The organism is Mucilaginibacter lappiensis (assembly GCF_900155965.1).
Lineage (GTDB): Bacteria > Bacteroidota > Bacteroidia > Sphingobacteriales > Sphingobacteriaceae > Mucilaginibacter > Mucilaginibacter lappiensis.
The window spans coordinates 165,138-172,389 of the sequence record NZ_FTMG01000016.1; the positions used below are offsets into that span (position 1 = coordinate 165,138).

Annotated in this window: 5 protein-coding genes; 4 read left to right on the top strand and 1 reads right to left on the bottom strand. The window is 39.2% G+C overall.

The window, feature by feature from the left end; genetic code table 11:
* Positions 1–36: 36 nt before the first annotated feature.
* From BW976_RS23875 to BW976_RS29915, 4 genes are all read left to right on the top strand, one after another.
* Positions 37–2,484: a TonB-dependent receptor gene (locus tag BW976_RS23875; protein WP_076377263.1), complete on the top strand. Its 2,448-nt coding sequence runs from the start codon at positions 37–39 to the stop codon at positions 2,482–2,484.
* Between the two features lie 62 nt (positions 2,485–2,546).
* On the top strand, positions 2,547–2,897 hold the full coding sequence (locus BW976_RS23880) for a Spx/MgsR family RNA polymerase-binding regulatory protein (protein WP_076377265.1): 351 nt from the start codon (positions 2,547–2,549) through the stop codon (positions 2,895–2,897).
* 201 nt (positions 2,898–3,098) lie between these two features.
* Positions 3,099–5,084, top strand: coding sequence for a M1 family metallopeptidase (locus tag BW976_RS23885; RefSeq protein ID WP_076377267.1), 1,986 nt, complete (start codon positions 3,099–3,101; stop codon positions 5,082–5,084).
* A gap of 221 nt (positions 5,085–5,305) precedes the next feature.
* The gene (locus BW976_RS29915) at positions 5,306–6,655 is read left to right on the top strand and encodes a hypothetical protein (RefSeq protein WP_076377269.1); all 1,350 of its coding nucleotides are present in this window, start codon (positions 5,306–5,308) and stop codon (positions 6,653–6,655) included.
* A gap of 282 nt (positions 6,656–6,937) precedes the next feature.
* Here BW976_RS29915 and BW976_RS23895 read toward each other — a convergent pair.
* Positions 6,938–7,252: transposase (locus BW976_RS23895; RefSeq protein ID WP_175614171.1), on the bottom strand; the 315-nt coding region annotated here is incomplete at its 5' end.

The following is a 7,252-nucleotide window of genomic DNA, read 5'->3' on the forward strand; positions in this document are numbered from 1 at the left end:
GTTGAATAACTAATGGCGTCTTATCACTAAATCCTTATGAAACAATTTTTACTGACCCTGCTTTCCTGTTATATATCGGCGATTTGTTTTGCCCAGACTCAAAATTCGCCAACAAACATAACTGTTAAGGGCTCAGTAATTGATTCGGCAATAAATAAACCTTTAGGTTATGTTACGGTTGCACTGCAAGATGCCACTACCCATGCACCCGTAAAAAGTACCCTTGCCAAAGACGACGGAAGTTTTGAATTAAAAGCACCGGATGGTAAAACCTACCAGTTGGTTGTCGCTTTTATTGGGTATGCTACCAAGATTTTACCTGTAAAACTAACTGGTAATGAATTTAATGCCGGTAAAATTTTACTAGCACCCTCCAATAAAGAATTAAAAGAAGTTACCGTAACAGCTGTGCGGCCAACCCTGAAGCAGGAGGTTGACCGGCTTACATATGATGTAACTGCTGACCCTGAAAGTAAGGCGGTATCAGCATTGGATATGATGCGTAAAGTGCCTCTTTTATCGGTTGACGGAGATGACAATATCAAACTCAAAGGAAGTGGTAATTATAAGATCCTGATCAACGGAAAGGAATCGGCGTTAATGGCCAAAAGTCCGTCGGATGTATTGAAAGCGATGCCGGCTACGAATATCGAAAAGATCGAAGTGATCACTACGCCACCAGCCAAGTATGATGCGGAAGGCTTAACCGGTATTATCAATATCATTACCAAGAAAAATGCCGACCAGGGATATAATGGAAGTATCAATGCGCGTTATAATTCTGTTTGGGGGCCAGGATATAATCTGAACGCTACCGTGAAACAAGGTAAATTTGGTCTTTCTGGTTATGCTGGTTTTGGTACGCAGAAGCAAGTAACCGGGGTAACACACAATACTCAAACACAATTTGTAAATCAATCAGTATCAAGTATATTAAATCAGGACGGTTCCAGAACATTTGGCGGTAACTATAAATATGCTAATGCCGAATTGAGTTATGAAATAGATAGTCTTGATCTGATCACAGGTTCTTTCGAGATCTTTCAGGGACATTTTGATCAAAATGGTTTCCTGCAATCAAACCGGGTTAACAACGTAGGTACGCTTGATGAGGCTTATCGTAATGCCACTACCAGTAACAGTAAAGATAAAGGGGCCGATATTGCCATGAATTACCAGCGGAACTTCAAAAACCACAAAGATGAACTGTTAACCTTGTCATACAAATACAGCTATTCGCCAAGTAACCAAACAAGTTCAAACGCATTTACCGACAGATTTAATTATGATGCCGTGAACAATCCCGATTTCAGACAACGTAATAATGCCGGTAACCGTGAGCATACCATACAGCTTGATTATGTATATCCGCTAAAAAAACTAAATATCGAAGCCGGAGCCAAAGCCATCCTGCGGAATAACTTCAGCGATTTTGGGCGTGATGACTTTGATCCTAATACAAGCCAATATGTGGTGAACACCGGACAAACAAGTACGTTTGACTATCATCAGGATGTGACCAGTTTTTACAACTCCTATCAATTAAAACTAAGTAAATGGACAGTCAAGGCCGGCTTACGTATTGAACATACCCAGGTCACAGCCAATTTTGTAGGCACACCGCTTGATAAGGGGTATAACAACCTGATACCATCCATATCCATACAGCGTAGTTTGAATAGCAGCAGTATTAATTTCGGTTTTACACAGCGTATACAGCGGCCAGGTATATACCAGCTTAATCCCTTCGTTGATAATTCAAATCCTAAATTCATCAGTACAGGTAACCCGGATCTGCGCCCCGAATTAAATAATACTTTTGATCTTACTTATAGTAATTTTAAAAAAGCATCTGTTACTGTGGGATTAAGTTATGCGTTCTCCAATAACTCTATCCAAACTATAAGCAGTTTGCGTGATACAGTAACCTATACTACTTATCAAAACCTGGGCAGCAATCGTACGCTGGGTTTTAATGTCAATACCAATTTTTCTATCATCAAGCCACTTACCGTTAGTTTAAACGGACAAATTTCACATGTGTGGTTAAAAGGTGTTTACAACGATCAGTTTTTTAGAAACGGGGGATATATTGGTAATGCATTTGCCAGCTTTACCTATAAACTGGGCGATACTTACAGGTTTGGTTATAACGCCGGTTTCTTTAGCGGTGATGTAACCCTGCAAGGTAAATCAAGTAATTTTATTTATAACTCCTATACTGTTGCTAAGGATCTGTTCAAGAAAAAATTCACAGTAACCCTTGTAGCTAATAACCCTTATAGTAAATACAGGGCATTTACCAATACTACCAACACGCCCGATTTTTCTCAAACCATCAGCAGAGAAAACCCATACCGTCACTTTGCCATCAGGGTTAATTATAAATTTGGTAAGTTGAGCAGCGATATTAAAAAGAACCAACGCAGTATCAATAATGATGATACCAAAAACGGGAGCAAAAGTAGCGGGGCCAGTCAGTAAGGAGATGTAATAGATTAAAAACACCTGACATACTTTTGGCACAAAAAGGATAAATTAGCCTCATGAAAGTTTACGGAATAACCAATTGCAACACGGTTAAGAAAGCGCTTGACTGGTTAAAAGAAAATAAGGTAGATTATAATTTCCAGGATTTCAAAAAGCTGGGTGTGAGCACCGAGAAATTGCAGGAGTGGGATAGCAAAGCGGGCTATGAAAAATTCCTGAATAAACAGGGCCTTACCTGGAAACAACTTGACCCGCAGGTAAAAGAAAGTGTAAAAACAAGTACTGATGCGCTTACCCTGTTACAGCAAAAAACCAGCATGATTAAAAGACCGGTTATTGAAGATGGTGATTTTTTGTTTTTTGGTTTTGATGAAAAGGTTTACCAATCTCATTTTTTAAACAAATAAGGCTCAAATATTTTCATAGTCCTCAATTTAAAGCCTATAAATCTTGTATATCTACCTGATTTATAGGCTTTGCCTTTATTTATCAGTAATTCACTAATTCATTAAATCAATAATTAATATTCTGGTAACAATCGTTTTACCCGAACATTCAAAAATGTTTTTTTGTAGTATACTTGCTGTATATATACAAAAAATATTGAAATGAATTTAAAACTGATGGCCGGTCTCAGTATGGCCTTTTTGTTGGGTTTTAGTGTAAGTGATGCTCAGCAGACTGCTTCAACTAATGCGCCTGCTTCTGATTACAATTATCATGAAACTTTCGGACCCGGTTTTTATACCAAAAATGGCACAGAGTACCGTGCCGCAAGTGGTGAACCAGGGCCTAAATATTGGCAAAACCGGGCCGATTATCAATTGGCTGCAAAATTAAATGATCAAACTAATGAGATCACCGGTTCTGAGGTTTTAACTTATACGAATAATAGCCCGCAAAATTTGGACTTCTTATGGATGCAGCTTGACCAAAACCTGTTTAAATTGGATTCGCGCGGAACTGCTATTGTGCCGCCAACCGGCAGCCGTAACTGGGGTCGTGGTGAAGCATTTGATGCCGGCTACAAAATAAAATCAGTAAAATACGCTGTTGGTAAAGGTGAATTCGCCGAAGCTAAATTTTTGATCAGCGATACCCGTATGCAAGTTTTTTTACCTAAAGAGGTAACAGGCAATGGCGGGCAGGTTAAACTTAAAATAGAGTACTCATTTGTTCCGCCAAATTATGGATCAGACCGCATGGGGTATCAGGACACCAAGAATGGCAGAATTTATACCATTGCCCAGTGGTACCCACGCATGTGCGTATATGATGATATAATGGGATGGAATACCCTGCCATACACAGGGCCGGGTGAGTTTTACCTGGAATATGGCGATTTTGACCTGAGCATTACTGCTCCGGCAAATCATATCGTATTAGCCTCCGGCGAATTGCAAAATCCGCAAGAAGTGTACACTCCGGAACAGCAAAAACGTTGGGCCGAAGCTGCGCAAAGTGAAAAAACGGTAATGATCCGTACCGCCGATGAGGTTAAAGACCCAAAATCGCGCCCGGCTGGTAAAACAGAATTAACCTGGCATTTTAAGATAAAGAATGCGCGTGATGCTTCCTGGGCTTCATCTGCTGCATTTATTATTGATGCCGCCAAAATGGATCTGCCAAGCGGTAAAAAATCAATAGCTATTTCAGCGTACCCGGTTGAAAGCGATGGCAATGACGCCTGGGGCCGCTCCACAGAATATGTAAAAAAATCAATTGAATATAACTCTGCCAAATGGTTTGAATTTCCTTATCCTGCTGCAACGGCCGTTGCAGGTATTGTAGGTGGCATGGAGTATCCTGGTATTGTTTTCTGTGGATACAAGGCAAAGAAAAACGCGCTTTGGGGGGTAAATGATCATGAGTTTGGGCACACCTGGTTCCCGATGATTGTAGGTTCAAACGAACGCATGTATGGCTGGATGGACGAAGGTTTTAACACTTTCATCAATACGCTTTCAACCGCTAACTTTAATAACGGCGAATATAAAAGTACCCGTACTATGGATATGCACCGTACCGGCGACTTTTTTACTAAGCCCGAACTGGAGCCAATGATGAGCCAGCCAGCTAACCTGAAAGAAAGAAATACCGGTACATTGCTGTATGCAAAACCAAGTGCCGGTTTGGTTTTATTACGCGAGCAGATATTAGGTCCTGAGCGTTTTGATTTTGCTTTTAAAACCTACATTAACAGATGGGCATTTAAACACCCAACACCTGATGATTTTTTCCGCACTATTGAGAATGCATCAGGCGAAAGCTTGCAATGGTTCTGGAGAGGCTGGTTCCTGAACGACTGGCGCCTGGATGTTGCGGTTAGCGATGTGAAATATGTAGATGGCGATGCGTCAAAAGGAGCATTGATCACCATAGATAACCTGGGTAAAATGGCCATGCCGGTTATCCTGGAGATAAAAACCAAGAGTGGTAAAACCGAGCGTATTAAACTGCCGGTTGAAATTTGGGAGCGTTTTGCTTCATGGACATTCAAATATCCATCAACCGAAGAAATTGAATCGGTTACTTACGATCCGGATAAAGTATTGCCAGATTATAATCCCGACAATAACGTTTGGAAAAAATAAGAAATACAAAAACCCGGCTAAGGCCGGGTTTTTTGTTTAAGGAAAATGACAAAATATTTCGGTATGCCTTTGAGCGGGACAAAGTCATCATTACTCAATTGAAATTTGCGCCTTTGGCACCTATAAAATTATTATCGAATAAAATTCAAACGAGCTCTTAAACCTTTTCTGTATTTACTTATCATAGTTTTAGCGAAGGTTAATTAGCCCTATCAATACCTATGAAATTCTTTATTACAGTTCTTGCCTCTTTTATCTGGTGTTTGCCAGCAATTGCTCAATCGCCTCGTAGTAACGCCAAAGCAGACACGCAAAAATATCTTCTTGAATATGATCCGGCTGTATTACGCATAAAAGGCAATTCGTTGCTTATAGGTATTGTAGCCATATCTGATAAGGGGCAAAAATCACAAACGCAAGGTTTTTTAAATGGCGTTGATAATTGGTCGAAATATAAAATAGAAGTAGATAGCGGCAATTACTCAAATGGAAAAATTAAAATAAAAGAAAGTGGAAAAGCATATAAAAAAGGAGATTCACTAACAGTTAATGTCTACACAAAAAAATCCTTTTTATTTTTCAGCAGTAAAGGAAATTGGTTATTCAGTCAAAAAATACCCTATAATTATGAAACAAAGATAAATATTTTAACCACAGGGAATTTTTCGAAAGCGCCTGGCGACCACGTTCAGTTTGGTGTGCGAAAATACTTTGATAACAAAATGTTTATTGACAAATGGGCCCCGGTTAAGAAGAATTTAAAAGATTTTGTTTTCCTGTTTAATGGTGTTCATATTTCGAAATCAAAAGACGATTTAAAAATTGATAAAGACCCAACCCAAATTAAAAATGATAAAATACAGCTGATAGCTTTATTAGCTAAGAATACCTCTATAACTGATACGCTTAACGTTTTACTCGATTATGTTGCAAACTATCAGTGCAATATACAATCGGGCAGAACAGGGTATGATTTAAATGTTACGGCAGATATTTATCACGATTCGATCATCAATGCTCAATTGTTAAAAATTAAGATAAACAATGATCTTACACATAAAACCTATAATTATTGGGTTAATACAAATGGAGGTTCGATTGTTATTTCAAGTAAAAGTGCAAATGGAAGTGATGGTATAAATGGCACGGATGGTATTGCGGGGACACCGGGATCGCCTGGAACAGTTTCAACTGATGTACAAACTATAACCAATAGTGATGGGACAACTACCACTACTACCAACATCGTAACTGGTCAGGGTGGGAACGGCGGAAACGGCCAGGATGGCGGAAACGGTCAGGACGGTGATGCAGGTGGTAATGGCGGAAATATTACTGTTTATTATTCGCCCGCTGTTACACCATTTCTAAACCTGATTAAGGCATTTAGTATCCCGGGTAAAGGTGGATCCGGGGGGAGGGCCGGCAAAGGTGGCGTAGGTGGAAGTGGAGGCTCCGGAAATCCGAATGGGAATACTGGTTTAAATGGCCAGGATGGCCGATCCGGTTTCGATGGCTCTAATGGGCGGACGGGAAATGTAACTTTTACAATGACCAATCCGATAAGGTAAAACTGAAGCTGGTGATATTTTTAACTTCCATTAAATCTTTGTGCTAAGCTGATTAATGTAAACCCACTACTATATGATGGTTTACACAATTTGTGGAGATTTTTAATTAAATTATTGATTACCAATTAATTAAATCAATGTTAGCCATGAAAAGTGTAAACCATGTAAACCCACTTTTATAACAAAATGGCCCGCCTGTTTAGGGATTATGCTTAGCCCCCATCTTTTAAATACAATTTAATTTTAGACATACGAAGTTTTTAAGACTTCGATTTCTATGATCTATGCAAGTAAATTTTGATAATTATTTTCATAGTGTGAGTTGTGATTAACGCAGGCAAATATTCTTAGTATAAGTTTGTTTCTAACGGCGTTGATCACACTCATTTTATTCTTCTTTTGCTCGTTTACTTTTCGCTGATAATATTGTTTCAGATCTTGGTTGTATTGTATAGCGACAATGGCCGACATATGTAAAAGTGTTTTTACTTTTTTATTTGCCATGTGTGATACTCTGCCTTTCCCTTTGAATATACCTGATTCTTCCACAAAAGGTGCTACGCCGGCATAACAAGCGTATTGTTTAGGAGTACTTAT

What these genes read in the sequence shown, in the direction of transcription:
- BW976_RS29915 (WP_076377269.1), top strand. Translation starts at nt 5,306, where the DNA reads ATGAAATTCTTTATTACAGTTCTTGCCTCTTTTATCTGGTGTTTGCCA.
- BW976_RS23875 (WP_076377263.1), top strand. Translation starts at nt 37, where the DNA reads ATGAAACAATTTTTACTGACCCTGCTTTCCTGTTATATATCGGCGATT.
- BW976_RS23885 (WP_076377267.1), top strand. Translation starts at nt 3,099, where the DNA reads ATGAATTTAAAACTGATGGCCGGTCTCAGTATGGCCTTTTTGTTGGGT.
- BW976_RS23880 (WP_076377265.1), top strand. Translation starts at nt 2,547, where the DNA reads ATGAAAGTTTACGGAATAACCAATTGCAACACGGTTAAGAAAGCGCTT.